24 protein-coding genes and 1 pseudogene are annotated in these 17,476 nt (G+C 72.7%); 13 read left to right on the forward strand and 12 right to left on the reverse strand.

The genetic code is table 11. The annotated features are described in order from the left end of the window. Positions 1-124 precede the first annotated feature (124 nt). From PHZ_RS01455 to PHZ_RS22955, 5 genes are all read left to right on the forward strand, one after another. A complete protein-coding gene (locus tag PHZ_RS01455) occupies positions 125-382 on the forward strand; it encodes an alkylphosphonate utilization protein (protein WP_201765286.1) in 258 nt (85 codons plus the stop codon). Between the two features lie 81 nt (positions 383-463). Then, a complete protein-coding gene (locus tag PHZ_RS01460; protein ID WP_012520826.1) occupies positions 464-889 on the forward strand; it encodes an OsmC family protein in 426 nt (141 codons plus the stop codon). 61 nt (positions 890-950) lie between these two features. Next, entirely contained in the window at positions 951-1,217 is a 267-nt protein-coding gene (locus PHZ_RS01465) for a hypothetical protein (RefSeq protein ID WP_012520827.1), read from the forward strand. Between the two features lie 195 nt (positions 1,218-1,412). Continuing rightward, a complete protein-coding gene (locus PHZ_RS01470) occupies positions 1,413-1,802 on the forward strand; it encodes a glycine zipper 2TM domain-containing protein (RefSeq protein ID WP_012520828.1) in 390 nt (129 codons plus the stop codon). Positions 1,803-2,015: 213 nt separating this feature from the next. Continuing rightward, the gene (locus PHZ_RS22955; protein WP_183280645.1) at positions 2,016-2,174 is read left to right on the forward strand and encodes a hypothetical protein; all 159 of its coding nucleotides are present in this window, start codon (positions 2,016-2,018) and stop codon (positions 2,172-2,174) included. A 21-nt stretch (positions 2,175-2,195) separates the two neighbouring features. Here the strand turns inward: PHZ_RS22955 and mtgA are convergent, their stop codons facing one another. Beyond that, the gene (gene mtgA, locus PHZ_RS01475) at positions 2,196-2,912 is read right to left on the reverse strand and encodes a monofunctional biosynthetic peptidoglycan transglycosylase (protein ID WP_012520829.1); all 717 of its coding nucleotides are present in this window, start codon (positions 2,910-2,912) and stop codon (positions 2,196-2,198) included. A gap of 74 nt (positions 2,913-2,986) precedes the next feature. On the opposite strand from mtgA, the gene PHZ_RS01480 reads away from it, so the two are divergent. Further along, entirely contained in the window at positions 2,987-3,652 is a 666-nt protein-coding gene (locus tag PHZ_RS01480; RefSeq protein WP_041372962.1) for a nitroreductase, read from the forward strand. On the opposite strand, the gene PHZ_RS01485 is transcribed toward PHZ_RS01480, so the two are convergent. Continuing rightward, on the reverse strand, positions 3,649-4,620 hold the full coding sequence (locus PHZ_RS01485) for a WD40 repeat domain-containing protein (RefSeq protein ID WP_012520831.1): 972 nt from the start codon (positions 4,618-4,620) through the stop codon (positions 3,649-3,651). The genes PHZ_RS01480 and PHZ_RS01485 overlap by 4 nt on opposite strands. A gap of 136 nt (positions 4,621-4,756) precedes the next feature. Here PHZ_RS01485 and PHZ_RS01490 point away from each other — a divergent pair, with 136 nt between their 5' ends. The 4 genes from PHZ_RS01490 (at position 4,757) to PHZ_RS01505 (ending at position 7,873) form a co-directional block, all read left to right on the forward strand. Further along, positions 4,757-5,197, forward strand: a complete 441-nt coding sequence (locus PHZ_RS01490; RefSeq protein ID WP_012520832.1) for a biopolymer transporter ExbD — start codon at positions 4,757-4,759, stop codon at positions 5,195-5,197. 123 nt (positions 5,198-5,320) lie between these two features. After that, positions 5,321-5,662, forward strand: coding sequence for a hypothetical protein (locus PHZ_RS01495; RefSeq protein WP_041372963.1), 342 nt, complete (start codon positions 5,321-5,323; stop codon positions 5,660-5,662). 108 nt (positions 5,663-5,770) lie between these two features. Continuing rightward, positions 5,771-6,883, forward strand: coding sequence for an alanine dehydrogenase (ald, locus tag PHZ_RS01500; RefSeq protein ID WP_012520833.1), 1,113 nt, complete (start codon positions 5,771-5,773; stop codon positions 6,881-6,883). Between the two features lie 102 nt (positions 6,884-6,985). Continuing rightward, the gene (locus PHZ_RS01505; protein WP_012520834.1) at positions 6,986-7,873 is read left to right on the forward strand and encodes a dienelactone hydrolase family protein; all 888 of its coding nucleotides are present in this window, start codon (positions 6,986-6,988) and stop codon (positions 7,871-7,873) included. Positions 7,874-7,910: 37 nt separating this feature from the next. Here the strand turns inward: PHZ_RS01505 and PHZ_RS01510 are convergent, their stop codons facing one another. After that, positions 7,911-8,774, reverse strand: coding sequence for a bifunctional regulator KidO (locus PHZ_RS01510; protein WP_012520835.1), 864 nt, complete (start codon positions 8,772-8,774; stop codon positions 7,911-7,913). A 169-nt stretch (positions 8,775-8,943) separates the two neighbouring features. On the opposite strand from PHZ_RS01510, the pseudogene PHZ_RS23500 reads away from it, so the two are divergent. Then, positions 8,944-9,801: pseudogene (locus PHZ_RS23500) on the forward strand (XdhC family protein); the annotation flags it as partial. A gap of 23 nt (positions 9,802-9,824) precedes the next feature. Here PHZ_RS23500 and PHZ_RS01515 read toward each other — a convergent pair. Genes PHZ_RS01515 through moaA form a run of 6 tightly spaced genes read right to left on the reverse strand, consistent with a single transcriptional unit; the run spans position 9,825 to position 13,737 of the window. Continuing rightward, positions 9,825-11,015 carry a molybdopterin molybdotransferase MoeA gene (locus PHZ_RS01515; RefSeq protein WP_012520837.1) on the reverse strand — a complete coding sequence of 397 codons (1,191 nt, stop codon included), beginning with the start codon at positions 11,013-11,015 and terminating at the stop codon, positions 9,825-9,827. Further along, positions 11,012-11,479, reverse strand: a complete 468-nt coding sequence (moaC, locus tag PHZ_RS01520) for a cyclic pyranopterin monophosphate synthase MoaC (RefSeq protein WP_041372966.1) — start codon at positions 11,477-11,479, stop codon at positions 11,012-11,014. The genes PHZ_RS01515 and moaC overlap by 4 nt, the downstream gene beginning before the upstream one ends. Then, positions 11,476-12,021 carry a molybdenum cofactor biosynthesis protein B gene (moaB, locus tag PHZ_RS01525; RefSeq protein ID WP_012520839.1) on the reverse strand — a complete coding sequence of 182 codons (546 nt, stop codon included), beginning with the start codon at positions 12,019-12,021 and terminating at the stop codon, positions 11,476-11,478. Before moaB ends, moaC begins: the two co-directional genes overlap by 4 nt. Further along, on the reverse strand, positions 12,018-12,473 hold the full coding sequence (locus PHZ_RS01530) for a molybdenum cofactor biosynthesis protein MoaE (protein WP_012520840.1): 456 nt from the start codon (positions 12,471-12,473) through the stop codon (positions 12,018-12,020). Before PHZ_RS01530 ends, moaB begins: the two co-directional genes overlap by 4 nt. Further along, complete coding sequence (locus PHZ_RS01535) at positions 12,470-12,709, reverse strand: MoaD/ThiS family protein (protein WP_041372967.1); 240 nt, start codon at positions 12,707-12,709, stop codon at positions 12,470-12,472. Before PHZ_RS01535 ends, PHZ_RS01530 begins: the two co-directional genes overlap by 4 nt. Before the next feature lie 2 nt (positions 12,710-12,711). Further along, positions 12,712-13,737 carry a GTP 3',8-cyclase MoaA gene (gene moaA, locus PHZ_RS01540; RefSeq protein WP_012520842.1) on the reverse strand — a complete coding sequence of 342 codons (1,026 nt, stop codon included), beginning with the start codon at positions 13,735-13,737 and terminating at the stop codon, positions 12,712-12,714. A gap of 31 nt (positions 13,738-13,768) precedes the next feature. Between moaA and PHZ_RS01545 the strand changes: the two genes are divergently transcribed. After that, positions 13,769-14,341: a nucleotidyltransferase family protein gene (locus PHZ_RS01545; RefSeq protein ID WP_012520843.1), complete on the forward strand. Its 573-nt coding sequence runs from the start codon at positions 13,769-13,771 to the stop codon at positions 14,339-14,341. A 104-nt stretch (positions 14,342-14,445) separates the two neighbouring features. Next, the gene (locus PHZ_RS01550) at positions 14,446-14,952 is read left to right on the forward strand and encodes a DUF2231 domain-containing protein (RefSeq protein WP_012520844.1); all 507 of its coding nucleotides are present in this window, start codon (positions 14,446-14,448) and stop codon (positions 14,950-14,952) included. Between the two features lie 4 nt (positions 14,953-14,956). On the opposite strand, the gene PHZ_RS01555 is transcribed toward PHZ_RS01550, so the two are convergent. Genes PHZ_RS01555 through PHZ_RS01565 form a run of 3 tightly spaced genes read right to left on the reverse strand, consistent with a single transcriptional unit; the run spans position 14,957 to position 17,363 of the window. Continuing rightward, the gene (locus PHZ_RS01555) at positions 14,957-15,754 is read right to left on the reverse strand and encodes an enoyl-CoA hydratase/isomerase family protein (RefSeq protein WP_012520845.1); all 798 of its coding nucleotides are present in this window, start codon (positions 15,752-15,754) and stop codon (positions 14,957-14,959) included. An 11-nt stretch (positions 15,755-15,765) separates the two neighbouring features. Then, complete coding sequence (locus PHZ_RS01560; RefSeq protein WP_012520846.1) at positions 15,766-16,557, reverse strand: SDR family oxidoreductase; 792 nt, start codon at positions 16,555-16,557, stop codon at positions 15,766-15,768. A 32-nt stretch (positions 16,558-16,589) separates the two neighbouring features. Continuing rightward, entirely contained in the window at positions 16,590-17,363 is a 774-nt protein-coding gene (locus PHZ_RS01565) for an SDR family NAD(P)-dependent oxidoreductase (protein ID WP_012520847.1), read from the reverse strand. Positions 17,364-17,476 lie beyond the last annotated feature (113 nt).

Consider the following 17,476-nt stretch of genomic DNA (forward strand, 5'->3'; position numbering starts at 1 on the left):
GCCCAGGCCTAATCCTTTGCTTGACCCCGAGCGGCGCGGCTTGCTTGAAGTCGCGCCTCATCGAGTGGGGGAAGCGGGCGTGAGCGGCGAAGATTTCGTCTACGACGAGGCGACCGGCGAGTGGATCAGCGCCGCCGAGGCGGCGGAAAAGTCGGCGAGCGCCGGCCAGGTCGAGGTCCGCGATTCCGCGGGGAACCTGCTGGCGGACGGCGACGCGGTGGTGCTGGTCAAGGACCTCGAGGTGAAGGGCGCCGGCCAGACGCTGAAGCGCGGCACGAAGATCCGCTCGATCCGCCTGACCGGCGATCCCCAGGAGATCGACTGCCGCTACGAGGGCATCAAGGGCCTGGTCCTGCGCGCCGAGTTCGTGCGCAAGGCCTGAGGGCCGCCGGAACGGAACGGCGAGGGGGCGCGCTTTCCCCGCGGGGCGGAACGGGTCCGCCCGCGAGGAGGAGCTTCCCACATGATCCGCAAGGCGAACGCCACGTGGCGCGGCACGGGCCGCGACGGCGCGGGGACCCTGGATTCGGCCTCGGGCGTGCTGTCGGCCACGCCCTACAGTTTCAAGACCCGCTTCGAGGACCAGCCGGGGACCAATCCCGAGGAGCTGATCGCCGCGGCCCACGCCGGCTGCTTCACCATGGCCCTCGCCTTCGGGCTGCAGCGGGCGGGCCTCGAGGCCGAGGAGCTGCGCACCGAGGCGGCGGTGTCGCTCGAGCAGGACGGGGCGGGGTTCAAGATCACCCGCTCGGCGCTGACGCTCCGCGCCCGCGTGTCCGGGATCGACGAGGCGAAGTTCCTGGAGCTGGCCCGCGAGGCCGAGCAGACCTGCCCCGTCTCGCGCGTGCTGAACGCCGAGATCAGCCTGGACGCCCGGCTGGAGGGCTGACGGGAACCGATCACGTCGCCGTGCGCTGAAGCTTGGAAGACTTCACCATGGAGAGACGCCCATGCGGATCGGACACGCCGCGCTCGCCGCCGCGCTGAGCCTGGCCGCCTGCGAGAGCCAGGCCGACAAGGCCGCCGAGCAGAAGGCCGACGCCGTCGAGGCCCAGGCCGAACGGGCCGCCGACGCGCTGGAGGCGCAGGCCGATGCGATGGACCGCGCCGGCGACGTCGCGGCGGCGGGCGCCCTGGAACGCAAGGCCGACGAGATCGAGGAGGCCGGCGACCGGGAGGCCGACGCCATCGAGCGCCAGGCCGGCAAGCAGAATTGACGAGCTTTCCCCGAACCGGGGAGAGAGTTGGCTAGCCTGAACGCCCCGCGGATCCCCGCCGCGGGGCGCTTTTTTTGCGCCCGGTTCTTCCGCGCCCCAGCGGCGGCCCGCCAGATGACCGGAACCTGAACGGCGGGGTTCAGGGGCGGTTCAAGCGGCCCCCTTTAGAACGGCTCCAACACAAGGAGCAGACCCATGAAGATGCAAGGAAAGTCGAAGGTCGCCGTCGCCGCCCTGGTCGCGGGCTCGATCGCCCTGCCGGCCGGCGCGGCCGCCGCGGGCGAGAAGACCGAACGGGCCATCATCGGGGCGCTGATCGGCGGCGTCGCCGGCGCGGCCATCTCGAAGGACGACACCACCGGCGCCCTGGTGGGCGCGGCGGCCGGCGCGGCCCTGGGCGCGGCCACGGCCAAGGACAAGAAGCACCGCTACTCGTACCGGACCAGCCAGCCCTACGCCCGCGACGCGCGCTACTCGAACTACGGCCGCTACGACCGGGCCGGCCGCTATGACCGCTACGACCGGTACGGCCGCTACGACACCCGCTACGGCGGCGGCTACGCCCCCTACGGCTACTATCGCTAAAGGCTCCGGATGCGGGCCGGGGCGCGCGGAAATCGCCGCGCGCCCCGGCCTTATCGGCGATCACCAATACTCGCGCTCTTCGGGAAATTCGCCTCTCAGGCAAGTAACCCTAACGAGTGGAGCTGAAGATTCGCGTCGCAAGCGAGTTCTGTGCTAGTGGACCCATGGCCGCGCTTGGGCGGCCGGCGCGTGACAGCCTCCGGGTCGCTGCGAATGCAGAAGTTCGTCATCCAGCAGAACATCCAGCACTTCGAGGATCTGCTGGAGACCGCCGTGGCCCCCGAGGACCGGCAGCGGCTCGAATCCCTGCTGGCCGAGGAACGCGCCAAGCTGCGCGCCCTCGACGACGGCGAGGATCCGGGCGCCGCGTAGGCGCGGCCGCCTAGAGCCGCGTCAATCCAGGACGCAGTGCGCCAGGCCCTGGCTGCGCACGGCCCCGGCGTTGCGGCGGATGCTGCCCGAGCGCCGCTTCACGTAAGGCCCCGGCTTGGCCGCCCGCCAGGACAGCGGCTTGGGCAGGATGGCCGCCATGCGCGCCGCCTGCGCCGAGGTGAGCCTGGCGGCGGGCACGCCGAAGTTCCGCTGCGCCGCGGCCTCCGCGCCGTAGACCCCGGGCCCCCATTCGATGGAGTTCAGATAGACCTCCATGATCCGCCGCTTGCCCCAGCCGGTCTCGATCAGGACCGTGAACCAGGCCTCCAGCCCCTTTCGCACCCAGTCGCGCTTCGGCCACAGGAACACGTTCTTGGCGGTCTGCTGGCTGATGGTCGAGCCGCCGCGAATCCTGCCGCCGCGCTCGTTGGCGGCCATGGCCTTGCGGATGGCCTCGACGTCGAAGCCCATGTGCTCGCAGTAGCGGGCGTCCTCGGCGGCGATCACCGCCCGCACCAGGTGCGGCGAGATCTGGTCCAGCGGGACCCAGTCGCGCTCGAATCCGCGGCCCTCGAACACCCGCTGGACCATCAGGAAGGTGATCGGCGGCGGCACGAAGCGGTAGACGGCCACGGTCAGCACCGGGCCGATCCAGAACACCACCAGCCCCGCGGCCAGGAGCCAGGTCAGCACCTTCCGGACTGCGCCGCCCCCGCGGCCCTTCGCGCGCCTCGCCACGTCCCTTGCCTTGACCTTGCGACCGGATGCTACTCCCCGGCCCCTAGAGGGTGCGAAAACAGGGTTGCCGCAAGATGAACGTCTCCGAGGCCGTGGCGCAACGCATGTCGGTGCGGGCCTTCAAGCCCGATCCCGTGCCGGCCGAGGTCGTGCGCGACATCCTGGAGCGGGCGGCCAAGGCGCCCTCGGGCGGCAACCTGCAGCCCTGGCGGGTCTATGCGCTGGCCGGCGCGCCGCTGGAGGCGCTGAAGGCTCAGGTGGCCGCCAACCCGTTCGGCGAGGAGCCCGAGTACGACGTCTATCCGCCGAACCTGTGGGACCCGTTCCGCACCCGCCGCTTCCAGAACGGCGAGGACCTCTACGCCACGATCGGCATCCCGCGCGAGGACAAGCCCGCGCGCCTGCGCCAGCTGGCCAGGAACGGCACGTTTTTCGGCGCGCCCGTAGGCCTCTTCTTCTGCCTGGACCGCAAGCTGGGCCCGCCGCAGTGGGCCGACGTCGGCATGTACATGCAGACCGTGATGCTGCTCGCGATCGAGCGCGGGCTCGACACCTGCGCCCAGGAGTACTGGGCCCGCTATCCGAAGACGGTGGCCGAGGCCCTGAAGCTGCCCGAGGACCACATGCTGTTCTCAGGGATGGCCCTGGGCCGCCGGGACCCGGACGCGCCGATCAACACCCTGAAGGCGGCCCGCGACCCCTTCGAGGCCTGGGGCGAGCTGATCGGGTTCGAGGGCTAGGCCACCTCGGCGACGCCGGCGTTCCCGTCCTCGTCGCCCCAGGCGACGCGCCTGGCGTCGGGGGTGATGGCCAGGGCGGTGATCGGCGAGCCCTTCTCGGCCTTCAGCGGGACGATCCGCTCGCCGGTGAGGTCGCAGGCCCAGACCCGGCCGTCGTCGAGCCCCGCCGCCAGCCAGCTGGTGGCCGGCGCGGTCGCCACCTTCGCCACGGTCGCAGCCTCGTCGTAGCCGACCTCGGCGGCCTGCTTGCCCATCGGCCCGGTCGCGCCGGCGAACGGCCAGACGACGACGCCGTTGGCGCCCGAGGTGGCCAGCAGGCTGCCCTTGGACAGGAAGGCCAGGCTGCGCGGCTTGGCCGGATAGCCGCCCATCCGCATGTTCTTCTCGTCGGCCACGCGCCAGCCGTGGAGCTGGTTCTCCTGCATGGCGCTGATCAGGAACTTGCCGTCCGGGCTCCAGGCCACGGCGATGTGACTGCCGGCCCACTTCAGGACCACCGGCTTCTGGTCGGCGATCCGCGCGTACCACAGCCAGGCCCCGCCGTAGGTCGCGGCGGCCAGGCGCCGGCCCTTGGGATCGAAGGCCACGTCGGCGACGGTCTTCTCGTGGACGAAGGCGCGCGCGAAGGCGGCGTCCTTCACGTCGCGCACGTGCAGCTCGCGGCCCGCGCCGAACGCGATCAGGCCCGACTCGGGCGAGGCGGCGACCGTCTCGATCCACTTGCCGGGCAGGCTGGCGAGCTCGCTCGCCGAGCCGTCGGGGCGGGCCCAGACGAGGCGGCCGTCGTCGCCGCCCGACACCAGGCCCTCGCCGCCCGGATGCAGGGCCGCGGCGAGGCTCGCGCCGTCGTGGGCGGACACGGTGGCGGCGCCGGAAAACCGCACCGTGCCGTCGCCCAGGGCGAATCCCGCGTTACCCGATCTGTCGAAAAGGGCGGCCGTGACATAGGCGTCGAAGCTGAAATTCATGGCTTCCCCCTAGTCGGAGGGCCCCCGCGCCGCAAGGCGGGCGCATTCAGCCTTTACAAGCCCAATCCGGCTTGCCAATGGTCGCGGCGAATGGGCCCCGCATAGTTTAAGGGCCCGAGGGAAGGATCCAGGACGCATGGGTGCTAAAGTCGGCGGCGGGGGCGGAAGCAAGTTCGACCTCGGCCAGAACGCGGACATGAACGTCACGCCCTTCGTGGACGTGATGCTCGTGCTGCTCATCATCTTCATGGTGTCGATCCCGGCCGCCACGGTGTCGATCAAGCTCGACCTGCCGCCGGCCATTCCGCCGCCGCCCGGCACGGTGGTGAAGGAGCCGACGCTGATCAACATCCAGCGCGGCGGCCTGTTCATCGGCGACCAGCCCACGGCGCTCGAGCGCCTGGCCGGCGACCTGACGGCGCAGTTCCAGCGCGACGACCCGAACACCCCGCCGACCGAGCAGCGCGTCTACATCCGCGCCGACCGCGACGTCCGCTACGGCGACTTCATGGCGGTGATGAACGACCTGCAGGGCAACGGCTTCTACCAGGTCGCGCTGATCAACGAAGAGCTCTAGGCCCTTCGGACACGACATACGGAAGGCCCGCCCGGGGAGACCCGCGGCGGGCTTTTTCGTGGAACCGCGCCATTCGTGGAACTGCCTCAGGCCGCGCCGCCTTCCGTACAAGGAGGCCCCGCCATGACCCACGATCCCCGGCAGAACCCCCGGCAGAACCCCCCGCAGAACCTGCAGCACGGCGTGCCGATCGGCGACGGCCAGCGCGACTCGGACGAGCGGGTGGCCACCGGCGACCGGCGCGAGGAGGTGCACTACGAGCGGCGCGCGAACGGCGAGCTGCGCGCCCAGCATCTGAAGCGTCCGGACGGGCCGCTGCCGCCGCACCTGGCCTCGGTCGACGGGGCCGGCGACGGCCGGGCCGACGCCACGCTGGACGTCGCGGTCGCGCCGGACGGCCCCAGCGTCTGGGACGCGCGCCCGCCGGATGACGACGATGTGCCCGAGCACCCGGGCCGCCGATAGCTTGCGGCCGGTCCCGGGACTGGCGCTCGCCGAACCCCGGTTGACAGCGCACGTCCATCCTCCCAAACCAGCCGCCTGCCGCAACAGCCTTGCCCGAAGGAGGCCTTCATGCGCGTCGGCGTGCCCCGCGAGATCAAGCCGGACGAATATCGGGTCGGGCTGACGCCCACCGCGGTCCGCGAGTACGTCACCCACGGGCACGAGGTGCTGGTGGAGGCCGGCGCCGGCGCGGGCGCGGGCTACGCCGACGACCTCTACGTTCGCGCCGGGGCGACGATCCTGCCGGACGCCGAGGCGGTGTTCCGCGAGGCCGGAATGATCGTGAAGGTGAAGGAGCCGCAGCCCCGCGAGTGGGCGCGGCTCACCGAGGCGCACATCCTCTTCACCTACCTGCACCTGGCGCCCGACCCGGCCCAGGCCGACGGCCTGCTGGCCTCGGGCTGCGCGGCCATCGCCTACGAGACGGTGACCGACGACGCCGGCGGCCTGCCGCTGCTGGCCCCGATGTCCGAGGTGGCCGGGCGCATCGCGGTCTTCTCGGCGGGGGAGACGCTGCTGAAGCACAACGGCGGCATGGGCCTGCTGATCTCGGGCGTGCCGGGCGTGCCGCCGGCGCGGGTCTGCGTCCTGGGCGGCGGGGTCGTGGGCGCGAACGCCGCCCGCATGGCCGCGGGCCTCGGCGCCGAGGTGGTGATCCTGGAGCGGTCGATCCCGCGCATGCGCTACCTGGACGACATCTTCGCCGGGCGGGCGATCACCCGCTATTCGACCATCGACGCGGTGGAGGAGGAGATCCTCAGGGCCGACGTGGTGATCGGCGCCGTGCTGACCGCCGGGGCCGCCGCGCCCAAGCTGGTCCGGCGCGAGCACCTGTCGCGGATGAAGCCGGGCTCGGTGCTGGTGGACGTCTCCATCGACCAGGGCGGCTGCTTCGAGACCAGCCGGCCGACCACCCACGCCGACCCCACCTACACGGTGGACGGGGTCGTCCACTACTGCGTGGCCAACATGCCGGGGGCCGCGCCCCGGACCTCGTCGGAGGCCCTGGTCCACGCGACCCTGCCCTTCGGCCTGCTGCTCGCCGACCAGGGCCTGGACGCCCTGAAGAAGAACCGCCACCTGGCCAAGGGGCTGAACGTCCTGAAGGGCCAGATCACCCACCCCGCCGTCGCCGACGCCCTCGGCAAGCCGTTCAAGGACCCCTACGGCGCCTGGAGCTGACGGCGCCCCAGGGAAGGGGACCGGCGGGGCTTTCCTCCCGCGCAATAACCCCGCAACAATCGCCCCCACGCTTGCGGGCGAGGACATAAGGGAGGACGCGCCATGTGCGACGAGGACATCAATCCGTGGCTGCCGGCCGATCCGGCGGTCTCGCGCCGGACCTTCGGCCTGGGCGCCGCCGCGGCCGTGGGCCTGACCGCCGCCGAGGCGCGGGCCCAGAGTTCGGCCCAGAGCTCGGCCGAGGCGAAGGTGGTCGAGAAGGACGTCACGGTGAAGACGGCCGACGGGGTCTCCGACGCGGCCCTCTTCCACCCCGCGGGCAAGGGCCCGTGGCCGGCGGTGCTGGTGTGGCCCGACATCGGCGGCCTGCGCCCGGTGTTCCGCCAGATGGGCCGCCGGCTGGCGGCGCAGGGCTATGTGGTGCTGGTCCCCAACCCGTTCTACCGCTCGGCCAAGGCGACGGAGACGCAAGGCCTCAGCTTCGGCACGCCCGAGGGGCGCAAGGCGCTGTTCGGCTACCGCGAGGCGCTGATCGCCGGCGAGAACCCGTTCGAGGACGCCCGCGCCTATATCGCCTTCCTCGACGCCCAGCCGCAGACCGATCGGAAGAAGATGGCCGGCGTGCAGGGCTACTGCATGGGCGGGCCGCTGGCCTTCCAGACGGCCGGCGCGGTCCCGGCGCGGATCGGGGCGGTCGCCTCGTTCCACGGCGGGGGCCTGACGACGAAGGACGCCGCGAGCCCGCACCTGCTCGTGCCGAAGACCAAGGCTGCCTACCTCGTGGCGGTGGCCAGGAACGACGACGCCCGCGATCCGGAATCGAAGGAGATCCTCAAGAAGACCTTCGCCGAGGCGGGCCGTCCGGCGACCGTGGAGGTCTACGACGGCGATCACGGCTGGACCGTGCGCGGCAGCCAGGTCTACGCCGAGGCCGAGGCGGAACGCGCCTGGGCCGCGCTGACCCAGCTCTACAAGTCGGCGCTGAAGTAGGGAGCTCCTCCTTCTCCCGTGCGGGAGAAGGGCGAGGCTAGGCCGCCGCCCAGGCGAGGGCTTCGGGATCGTCCAGGGCCATCTCGTCCCAGTCGAGGTCGGGCGGCGGGCTCATGGCCGCGGCCACCACGGCGCTCATCTCGGCCGCCGAGCCGACGCCTACCAGCACCGCCGAGGCCTCGGGGCGCGAGAGCGCAAAGCCCAGGGCCGCCTGCAGCGGGTCGGAGCGGCCTTCGGCGATCAGGCGACGGGCGCGGCTGATGCGGCCGGCGGCGGCCTTCAGGTGGCTGGGCGCCCGGTCGGGCGGCAGGAACAGCACGCCGTTCAGGAAGATCGAGCGCAGGTGCACCTCGACGCCCATCGAGGCGAGCTCGGCCAGGGTGCCGTCGATCAGCAGGCGCTGGTCCAGCAGCGAGGCCGGCGCCTGGACGACGTCGGGCTTGAAGCGCTTGGCCAGGCCGACCGGATCGTCGGAGGCGTAGACCGAGACGCCGATCCGGGCGCACAGGCCCTGGTCCTTCAGGGCGCGCAGGCGCTCCCACAGGTGGGGACCCATCGGCGAGAAGAGATCGGTGGCCGAGGGCGCGAGCACCGTGTCCACCCGCTCCACGCCCATGCGGCGCATCTGGGCGCGCAGTTCGGCCTCGACGAGATCGGGGCCTCGGTCGGGACGCACGGTGGTGAGGGTGACGCGGAACGGGCAGGGGCGCGGCAGCGCCTGGCCCAGCATGGCCTCGGCGGTGTGGCTGTGGCGGCCGATCTCGAGCACCCCCAGCCCCGCGCGCGCGGCGATCGACAGGATGTCACGGGCCTCGGCCTCGCGCGGCCGGCCGCGCAGGGCCGGCTGGTCGAAGCCGAATTGCCCGGAACCGAGGCCGAGCTTGCTGAGCGGAGATGTCATGGATGGGTCGAAGGCTTGGTGAAGTCCTCTTGAGCCGCCATCTTCACCTGGAAGGCCTAAGAAGCCGTGACCGAGACCTTTCGTGAGTCTTAAAAGCGTGATTCCGCCGCATATCGAGCCCCAGCCGGAGTCCTTGCCCGAATGGCCCGTGTTCGGGCTGTCGGACGACGTGCGTCCCGCGCTGAGGGCTGCCCGGGCGGCGGGGCAGGCGTGCGTGCTGGCGACCCTGGTCTCGGTGGAGGGCGGCGGTCCGCGCCCCGAGGGGACCCAGATGGTCTTCGCCCCGGGGATCGTCGCCGGCTACTTTTCGGGCGGCTGCGTCGAGGGCGACGTGGCGGGCCACGCCTGGGCCTGCCTGCAGGACGGGGCGCCGCGCACCCTGGTCTACGGCGAGGGCAGTCCCTGGCCCGACATCCGCCTCCTGTGCGGGGCGCGCATCGAGATCTTCCTGGAACGCGTGCCGGCGGATGATCCCGCCCTCGCCGAGCTGCTGGCCGCCGACGCCGAGCGGCGGTGCGTCGTCTGGTGCAGCGACGGGGAGGCCCGCGTCTGCGCCCCCGAGGTCTCGCCCTGGGCCGAGGCGCGCGTCTGGCGGCGCTACGAGCCGGTTCCCCGGCTAGTGGTGGTGGGCGGCGATCCCACCGCGCTGGCCATCGCCGAGCTGGGCGCCCGATCGGGCTTCCAGACGGCCCTGGTGCGGCCCAAGGGGCCGGAGACGCCGCCGCCGATCGCCGGCGTGGCCTACCACCGCGAGGATCCGGCCGCGGCGCTCGCCGCCATCGGCCTCGATCCCTGGACCCATGTCGCCGTGGCGACCCACGACATCGACACCGACCGCGAGGCGCTGCACGCGGCCCTTCCGTCCCAGGCGGCCTATGTGGGCCTGCTCGGGGCGCGCCGCCGGCTCGCGGGCCGGCTGGCCGAGCTGAAGGGGGAGGGGATGGCCGACGCGGTCCTCGCCCGCCTGCACGCCCCGATCGGCCTCGACATCGGCGGCAAGGCCCCGTTCGAGGTGGCGGTCTCGGTGATCGGCGAGATCACCGCCCTGCGCTACGCCCGCGACAGCGGCAGCGCCTCGGCCAGGTCGCCGGCCGACAGCGCCGGGGCGTCCGGCGCGCGGCGCAGCAGCGCGTCGGCGGCGGCGAAGACGCTGACCAGCGAGGAGTCCTGATCCCGGAAGGGCCGCACAGTCACGGCGCCGCCTTCGAACGAGAGGCTGGCGCGCATCCAGTGCTCGCGTGGGCCATTGGCCGGCAGGTCGTCGGCCAGGCGGACGGGGATCGTCCGCAAGGCCGCCGGGGCGCCCAGGCAGGCCATCAGGTAGGGCTTCAGGAACAGCTCGGCGCAGACGAAGGCCGAGGCCGGATTGCCGGGCAGGCCCAGCATCCGCCGCCCGTCTCCCAGCACCCCGAAGAAGGTGGGCTTGCCGGGGCGGATCGCCACGCTCGCCACCTTCAGCTCCAGCCCCAGGGCCTCGCCGGCCTTGCGCACCAGGTCGTGGTCGCCCACCGAGGCCCCGCCCAGGGTGACCACCAGCTCGCCGTCGGCCGCGCGCAGGGCCTCGACCGTGGCCTCCAGGTCGTCGCGCACCGGCCGGGCGCGGGAGACCTCGGCCCCCCAGCCGCGGATCAGCGCCGCCAGCGCGGGCGAGCCGGAATCGTAGATCTGGAAGGGGCCAGGCGCGGCCGGCGGCTCGACGATCTCCTCGCCGGTCGAGAACAGGGCCACGCGCGGCCGCCGCGCGACCGCCAGCTCGCCGCGGCCGGCCGCCGCGGCCAGCGAGAGCCGCCAGGGGTCGATCACGGTCCCTTGCGCCAGCAGCGCCTGCCCGGCGCGGAAGTCGCCGCCGGCCGGCCGCACGTGCCGCCCGGGGCTCGCCGCCGGGACCGTCACGGCCTCGCCTTCGCGAACGGCGTCCTCCTGGATCACCACGGCGTCGCAACCGTCGGGCAGGGCCGCGCCGGTGAAGATCCGCACCGCCTCGCCGGGACCCCCGGCGCCCTCGAAGCCGCGGCCGGCGGCGCTCTCGCCGACGACCCTCAGCGCGCCGGGCGTATCGGCGCTGCGCACCGCATAGCCGTCCATGGCCGAGGCCCGGAACGGCGGCTGGTCGCGGGTGGCGGCGACGTCCTCGGCGAGCACCCGGCCGATCGCTTCGGCGAGGGGAACCGTCTCGGCCCGCGGCGCCGGCGCCTGCGCCAGCATCCGCGCCCGGGCCTCGTCGACGCTCAGGAGCCTCACGCCTTCCAGTCCCCGCTCTTGCCGCCGGTCTTCTCGGTGAGGCGGACGGCCTCGATGACCATGCTCTTCTCGGCGGCCTTCAGCATGTCGTAGAGCGTCAGGCACGCCACCGAGACGGCGGTGAGCGCCTCCATCTCGACGCCGGTCCGGCCCGTGGTCTTCACTCGCGCGGTGACCGAAAGGCCGCCCTCGGCCGGCTCCACCCGCACCTCGGCCTTGGTCACCGGCAGCGGGTGGCACATGGGGATCAGGTCGGAGGTCTTCTTGGCCGCCATGACGCCGGCGATCTCGGCCACGGCGCGCACGTCGCCCTTCTTCCCCTCGCCCGAGAGAGCCAGCGCCAGCGTCTCGGGGCTCATCCGCACGAAACCTTCCGCCACAGCCTCGCGGGCGGTGACCGGCTTGTCCGAGACGTCGACCATCCGGGCCCGGCCGGTCTCGTCGAGATGGGTGAGCCTGCTCACGCCTCCATCAGCCTCGGCATGAGCTCGACCATGTTGCAGGGGCCGTGGCGGCTGTCGAGCTGGGCGGCGATCACCTTGTCCCAGCCGTCCTTCACCGCCCCGTTCGACCCCGGCAGGCAGAAGACGAAGCAGCCCTTCACGATGCCGGCCAGCGCGCGGCTCTGCAGGGTCGAGAGCCCCACCGACTGGTAGCTGACCAGGTGGAAGATCACCGAGAAGCCGTCGATCTCCTTGTCGAACAGCGGCCGGATCGCCTCGGGCGTCACGTCCCGGCCGGTGATGCCGGTGCCGCCGGTGGTGACGATGGCCTCCACGCCCTCGTCCACCCACTGGCGGATCTGGCGGCGGATCTCCTCGACGTCGTCGCGGACGATGCCCTTGCCGGCCAGCTCGTGGCCCGCGCCGGTCACCCGCTCGGCGAGCAGGCGGCCCGAGGTGTCGCTCTCCTCGTCGCGGGTGTCCGAGATGGTCAGCACGGCGATGCGCACGGGCTTGAAGGGCCGGGTCTCGTCGATGCGGCCGCCGGGGGTGAAGGCGTTCATGGCGGGGTCTCCTTTTCCCAGCGGGCGCGGTCGGCGTGGTCCTGGGCGGTGGGCTCGATCCAGCGGGCGCCGCCGGGGCCGTGCTCCTTCTTCCAGAACGGCGCCTTGGACTTCAAGTAGTCCATCAGGAAGTCGCAGGCCTCGAAGGCGGCCCGGCGGTGGCCGGCCGCCGTGGCGACGAAGACGATCGGCTCGCCCGGAGCGATCCTGCCCACCCGGTGCAGGATGGCGAGGTCGTGGAGCCCGAAGCGCCGCTTCGCCTCCTCGGCGATCTTGCCGATGTGCGCTTCGGTGAAGCCGGGATAGGCCTCCAGCTCCAGAACGGCGGTGGAGCCCTGCTCGGCCCGCGCGATGCCGGTGAAGGTGGCCACCGCGCCGGTCTCGGTGCGCGCGCGGCTGAACTCGCCGAGCAGGGCGCCGGGGTCGAAGGGCTGGTCGGTCAGCCGGATCATCCGCCGCTCATCGGCGGCAGGAAGGCGACCTCGGACCCCGCCGCCAGGGCCGGATCGCCGCGCACCAGCGCCTGGTCGAGGGCCACCTGCACGCCGGGGGCGTCGATGGCGCGGGCGAGGTCGGCGTCCTCGGCGGCGATCAGGGCCTTCAGGGCCGACAGCGAGGCCGCGTCCAGGGTCCGCTCGCGCCAGCCGGCGAGGTCGCGCAGGGGCCCGAACAGCAGCACGCGCGCCATGCTCAGCCCCCGGTCGTGGACATGTGCCGGGCGACGGCCGGGGCCGCGGCGCGGGCGATCTGGAAGTCGTGGCCTCTGGGCTTGGCGTCCACCGCCCCACGGATCGCCGCGATCAGCTCGGCCTCGCCGCCGCCGGCCCGCAGGACCGCGCGCAGGTCGGCGGAATCGTCCTGCCCCAGGCAGGTGTGCAGGGTCCCGGTGCAGGTCAGCCGCACGCGATTGCAGCCCTCGCAGAAATTGTGGCTGAGCGGGGTGATGAACCCCAGCCGCCCGCCGGTCTCGGCGACGCGGACGTAGCGGGCGGGGCCGCCGGTGTCGAGCGGCAGGTCCTCCAGCCGCCAGTAGCTCTCCAGCTCGCGCCGCACGTCCCTCAGCGACAGGAACTGGTCGGTGCGGTCGGCCTCGACCTCGCCCATCGGCATGGTCTCGATGAGGGTCACGTCGCAGCCGCGGCCGTGGGCCCAGGCGATCAGCTCGGGCAGCTCGGCGGCGTTGTCGTCCTTCAGGGCCACGGCGTTGATCTTCACCGACAGCCCCGCCGCCTGCGCCGCCTCGATCCCGGCCAGCACCTTGGAAAGGTCGCCCCCCCGGGTGAGCCGACGGAAGAGGTCGGGCTTCAGGGTGTCCAGCGAGACGTTCACCCGCCGCACGCCGGCCGCCGCCAGGCGCGGGGCGAACCCGGCGAGCTGGGTGCCGTTGGTGGTCAGGGTCAGCTCGGAGAGCGCGCCGGACGCCAGGTGCCGCGACAGGGCCTCGATCAGCTCCATCACGCCCTTGCGAACCAGGGGCTCGCCGCCGGTGAGCCGCAGCTTCCTGACGCCCAGGGCCACGAAGGCCGAGGCGATGCGGTCCAGCTCCTCCAGGGTCAGCACCTGCGCCTTCGGCAGGAAGGTCATGTGCTCGGCCATGCAGTAGACGCACCGCAGGTCGCAGCGGTCGGTCACCGACAGGCGCAGGTAGGTCACCCCGCGGCCGAAGCCGTCCACGAGCGCGGGGCCTTGCGGCGAAAGGTCAGGCGTGTGCGTCATAGGCTCGGACCAAGATAGAGGCGAACCGGTCGTGGCGACAGAGGCGGTTGTCCTGGCGGCGGGTGCGGGCTCCCGGTTCGGGGGCGGCAAGCTGCTGACCAGCTACGGCAGGGGCGTGCTGCTGGACGGCGCGCTGGCCGCGGCCTTCGCCGCGCCCGTGCGGCGCGTGAGCGTGGTGACCGGCGCCGACGGCTCCCAGATCGCCGAGGCGGCGCTGGCCCACGACCCCTCGGTCCAGATCGTCGACGCCCACGGCTGGGAGGAGGGCATGGCCGCCTCGCTGCGCGCCGGCATCGCCAGCCTGCCCGACGACACCGAGGCCTGCTTCATCTTCCTGGGCGACATGCCGCGCGTGCCGCACGCGATCCTGAAGCCGCTCTGCGAGGCGGTGCTGCAGGGCGCGCCCGCCGCCGCCCCGGTGTTCGCCGGCCGCCGCGGCCATCCGGCGGTGCTGTCGCGGACGCTGTTCCCGCAGGTGCTGGCGTTGCGAGGGGACGTCGGCGCGCGGGCGATCCTGGACGCGCTCGGCGAGCGCCTGGCCCTCGTCGAGTCCCCCGACGACGGCGTGCTGTTCGACGTCGACGCCCGGCGCGACCTCGCCTGATCCGGGCCTGATCCGGGCCTTACCGGAACTGCCACGCTCCGGCGCACGTTCGAAAATCGGCGTTCGTGCGGGCGCTCCGTCCGCCGCGCCGGGAGCGGACGGACATGACGGATCACAACCCCAACAGCACGGCGAAGGTGGCGGGGCATCCGCTGCACCCGATGATCATCCCCTTCCCGATCGCCTTCCTGGTCTCGGCCTTCGGGACCGACCTGGCCTATCTGTCGACCGGCGAGCCCGGCTGGGCGACCGCCTCGATGTGGCTGCTGGGGGCCGGCATCTCGATGGCGCTGCTGGCGGCCGTGCTGGGTTTCACCGACTTCATGGGCGACCGGCGGGTGCGCCGCATCCGCGACGCCTGGCTGCACATGATCGGCAACCTGATCGCCGTGGCCCTGGCGGCGGTGAACTTCTACCTCCGCTCGACCGGCGGGGCGGACGCCGCCATCGCCCCCGCGGGCGTGGTGCTGTCGGGCGCGGTGGTGGCCCTTCTGCTGTTCAACGGCTGGAAGGGCTGGGAGCTGGTCTACAAGCACCACGTGGGCGTCTCGGACGCCGACAGTCCCGAGCAGCTTCAGGCCGCGACGATCCCCATCGACCGCCGCGGCTGAGGCTTCAGCTGTCGGTGTAGACCGGCCGGCGCTTCTCGATGAACGCCCGCCGGCCCTCGGCGAAGTCGCGGGTGCGGGCGCAGAGCACCTGGTTGCGGTTCTCGATGGCCATGGCCGCCTCCAGGCTGGGCGCGTCCACCGCCAGGTTCAGCCCCTCCTTGGTGAGCCGAAGGCCCATGGGCGAGGTGGTCAGCATTTCGTCCACATAGGGCTCGGCCGCGGCCTCCAGCCGATCGTCGGGCACGACCTCCGAGACGAGGCCGGTCGCCAGCGCCCGTTGGGCGCCGATGAAGCGGCCGGTCAGCATCAGCTCGGCGGCGACCGAGGTCCCCACCAGGCGCGGCAGGAAGTAGCTGACCCCCATGTCGCAGGCCGACAGGCCCAGGCGGATGAAGGCGGCGTTCATCCGCGCGCTCTCGCCGGCGATGCGGATGTCGGCGGCCAGGGCGAAGGCGAAGCCGCCGCCGCAGGCCGCCCCCTGCACCAGGGCCACGATCGGCTGCGGGCATCGGCGCATGCGGATGTAGACGTCCGCCAGATGTCCCTGGAAGCCGAAGCCGCCGCCGAAGGGGGCGTTTTGGCCGGCGTCCGCCTCCTTGATGTCCAGCCCGGCGCAGAACGCCCGGCCCGCCCCGCGCATGACCACGATCCGGGTCGAGGGGTCGTTGTAGAGGCCGCCGAAATAGTCGCCGAGCTCGTCCACCATCTTCAGCGAGATGGCGTTCAGCGCCTCGGGACGGTTCAGCGTCAGCCAGTCCACCTGGCCGCGCTTCTCGATCTGGATGGTCTCGTAGGCCGTCATCGCCGCCTCCCCTAGGCCAGGCCCTTGCCGACGTCGCGGCGGGTGGCGTCGCCCAGCTGCGAGCCGCCGTCGCAGTCCAGGATCGTGCCGGTGACGTACTCGGCCGACGGGCTGCACAGGAACACCGCCGCCTCGGCCACCTCGGCGATCCGGCCCCAGCGGCGCATGGGGATCCGCTCGTGGTGCCTGGCGCGGGTGGTGGGGTCGGGCGCGAGCCGCGCCATGCCCTCGGTGTCCTCGATCGGGCCGGGGGAGATGCCGTTGACCCGCACCTCGGGGCCCCACTCCATGGCCAGCACCCGCACCACCTGGTTCACCCCGGCCTTGGCGGCGCAGGCGTGGATCTGCAGCGGCATGGCGTTCACCGCCTGGCCGGCGGTGATGGCGATCAGCGAGGCGCCCGGCTTGTTCAGGAGGTCGTAGCAGCCGCGGAAGACGTTGAAGGTGCCGTTCAGGTCGATGTCCACCACGGTCTTGAAGGCGTTGGCCGACATCGCCGCGGCGGGCGCCAGGAAGTTGCCGGCCGCGCCCGAGACCACGATGTCCATGGCCCCGAAGGCCTCGGTCACCTGCTCCATGGCCGCGCGGATGGCCGCGTAGTCGCGCACGTCGGCCGAGAGGCCGAGGGCGTCCGGCCCGATGGATTCCGCCGCCCGGCGGGCCTTGTCCGGGTCGCGGCCGGCCACCGCCACGCGGGCGCCCAGCTCGGCGAAGCGCTTGGCGATGCCCAGGTTGATGCCGCTGGTGCCGCCGGCGACGAAGGCCGTCTTGCCGGCCAGCAGGCCGTCCTTGAAGGCGCTCATGGGGTCTTCCTCCTCGTTGGGGTTGCGGCGGATCAGCGGCGGCCCTGGCCGTCGTCCACCTTGATGCAGGTTCCGGTGACCGCGTCGGACGCGGGCGAGACGAGATAGAGCAGGGTGCTGTCGAGCTGGGCCGGATCGCCGATCCGCTTGCGCGGGAAGTGCTGCGAGATGTCGCCCACCCGCTGCAGCATGCCGTCCATCATCTCGGAGGCGAAGGCGCCCGGGGCGATGGCGTTGACGTTGATATTGAACCCCGACCACTCCACCGCCAGCGCCTCGGTCATCCGGACCACCGCGGCCTTGCTGACCGAGTAGAGCGCCGCCCCGCCGCCGGAATAGTCGAAGGCCGCGATGGAGGCGATGTTGACGACCCGCCCCGGCCGCTTGGCCGCCATCAGCCGGCGGGCGACCTCGCACGACAGCACGAAGGGCGCGCGCACGTTCACGTCCAGGACGCGGTTGATCAGCTCGGGCGGCATCTTGGTGGCCCGCTGGGCGTCGGGGATGCCGGCGTTGTTGACGAGGATGGTGACGAGCCCGAGGGCCGCCTCCGCCCTGGCGACGGCGTCGGGCAGCGCCGCATCGTCGGACACGTCCACCTCGACGGGGAAGGCCTCGCCGCCGGCCGCGCGGATCTCGCCGGCCAGGGCTTCGAGGCGGTCGGCGCGCCGGGCGGCGATCGCCACCTTGGCCCCGGCGGCGGCCAACACCCGGGCGAAGCGGTTCCCGAGTCCCGAAGAGGCGCCCGTCACGAAGGCGGTCTGGCCCGACAGGTCGGTGGAGATGTTCGGCAGCGGATAGCTCATGGGGGCGGTCTCCGGATCGGCGTCCCCCAAGCTGAACAGGCTGACGCCGCGTCTGGCGAGGGGCGAATCCGCGGTCAGCCGCCGTTCATCCGCGCCGCGGGACAACGAAGGAG

This window comes from Phenylobacterium zucineum HLK1, assembly GCF_000017265.1.
Taxonomy (GTDB): Bacteria; Pseudomonadota; Alphaproteobacteria; order Caulobacterales; family Caulobacteraceae; genus Phenylobacterium; species Phenylobacterium zucineum.

Coding starts and splice junctions, on each gene's coding strand:
- PHZ_RS01495 (WP_041372963.1), top strand. CDS start 5,321: ATGACCCACGATCCCCGGCAGAACCCCCGGCAGAACCCCCCGCAGAAC.
- moaB (WP_012520839.1), bottom strand. CDS start 12,021: ATGAACGCCTTCACCCCCGGCGGCCGCATCGACGAGACCCGGCCCTTC.
- PHZ_RS01470 (WP_012520828.1), top strand. CDS start 1,413: ATGAAGATGCAAGGAAAGTCGAAGGTCGCCGTCGCCGCCCTGGTCGCG.
- PHZ_RS01550 (WP_012520844.1), top strand. CDS start 14,446: ATGACGGATCACAACCCCAACAGCACGGCGAAGGTGGCGGGGCATCCG.
- PHZ_RS22955 (WP_183280645.1), top strand. CDS start 2,016: ATGCAGAAGTTCGTCATCCAGCAGAACATCCAGCACTTCGAGGATCTG.
- PHZ_RS01510 (WP_012520835.1), bottom strand. CDS start 8,774: ATGACATCTCCGCTCAGCAAGCTCGGCCTCGGTTCCGGGCAATTCGGC.
- PHZ_RS01490 (WP_012520832.1), top strand. CDS start 4,757: ATGGGTGCTAAAGTCGGCGGCGGGGGCGGAAGCAAGTTCGACCTCGGC.
- PHZ_RS01560 (WP_012520846.1), bottom strand. CDS start 16,557: ATGAGCGCCTTCAAGGACGGCCTGCTGGCCGGCAAGACGGCCTTCGTC.
- PHZ_RS01465 (WP_012520827.1), top strand. CDS start 951: ATGCGGATCGGACACGCCGCGCTCGCCGCCGCGCTGAGCCTGGCCGCC.
- moaA (WP_012520842.1), bottom strand. CDS start 13,737: ATGACGCACACGCCTGACCTTTCGCCGCAAGGCCCCGCGCTCGTGGAC.
- PHZ_RS01535 (WP_041372967.1), bottom strand. CDS start 12,709: ATGGCGCGCGTGCTGCTGTTCGGGCCCCTGCGCGACCTCGCCGGCTGG.
- PHZ_RS01555 (WP_012520845.1), bottom strand. CDS start 15,754: ATGACGGCCTACGAGACCATCCAGATCGAGAAGCGCGGCCAGGTGGAC.
- PHZ_RS01565 (WP_012520847.1), bottom strand. CDS start 17,363: ATGAGCTATCCGCTGCCGAACATCTCCACCGACCTGTCGGGCCAGACC.
- PHZ_RS01460 (WP_012520826.1), top strand. CDS start 464: ATGATCCGCAAGGCGAACGCCACGTGGCGCGGCACGGGCCGCGACGGC.
- PHZ_RS01480 (WP_041372962.1), top strand. CDS start 2,987: ATGAACGTCTCCGAGGCCGTGGCGCAACGCATGTCGGTGCGGGCCTTC.
- PHZ_RS01485 (WP_012520831.1), bottom strand. CDS start 4,620: ATGAATTTCAGCTTCGACGCCTATGTCACGGCCGCCCTTTTCGACAGA.
- ald (WP_012520833.1), top strand. CDS start 5,771: ATGCGCGTCGGCGTGCCCCGCGAGATCAAGCCGGACGAATATCGGGTC.
- PHZ_RS01530 (WP_012520840.1), bottom strand. CDS start 12,473: ATGATCCGGCTGACCGACCAGCCCTTCGACCCCGGCGCCCTGCTCGGC.
- PHZ_RS01505 (WP_012520834.1), top strand. CDS start 6,986: ATGTGCGACGAGGACATCAATCCGTGGCTGCCGGCCGATCCGGCGGTC.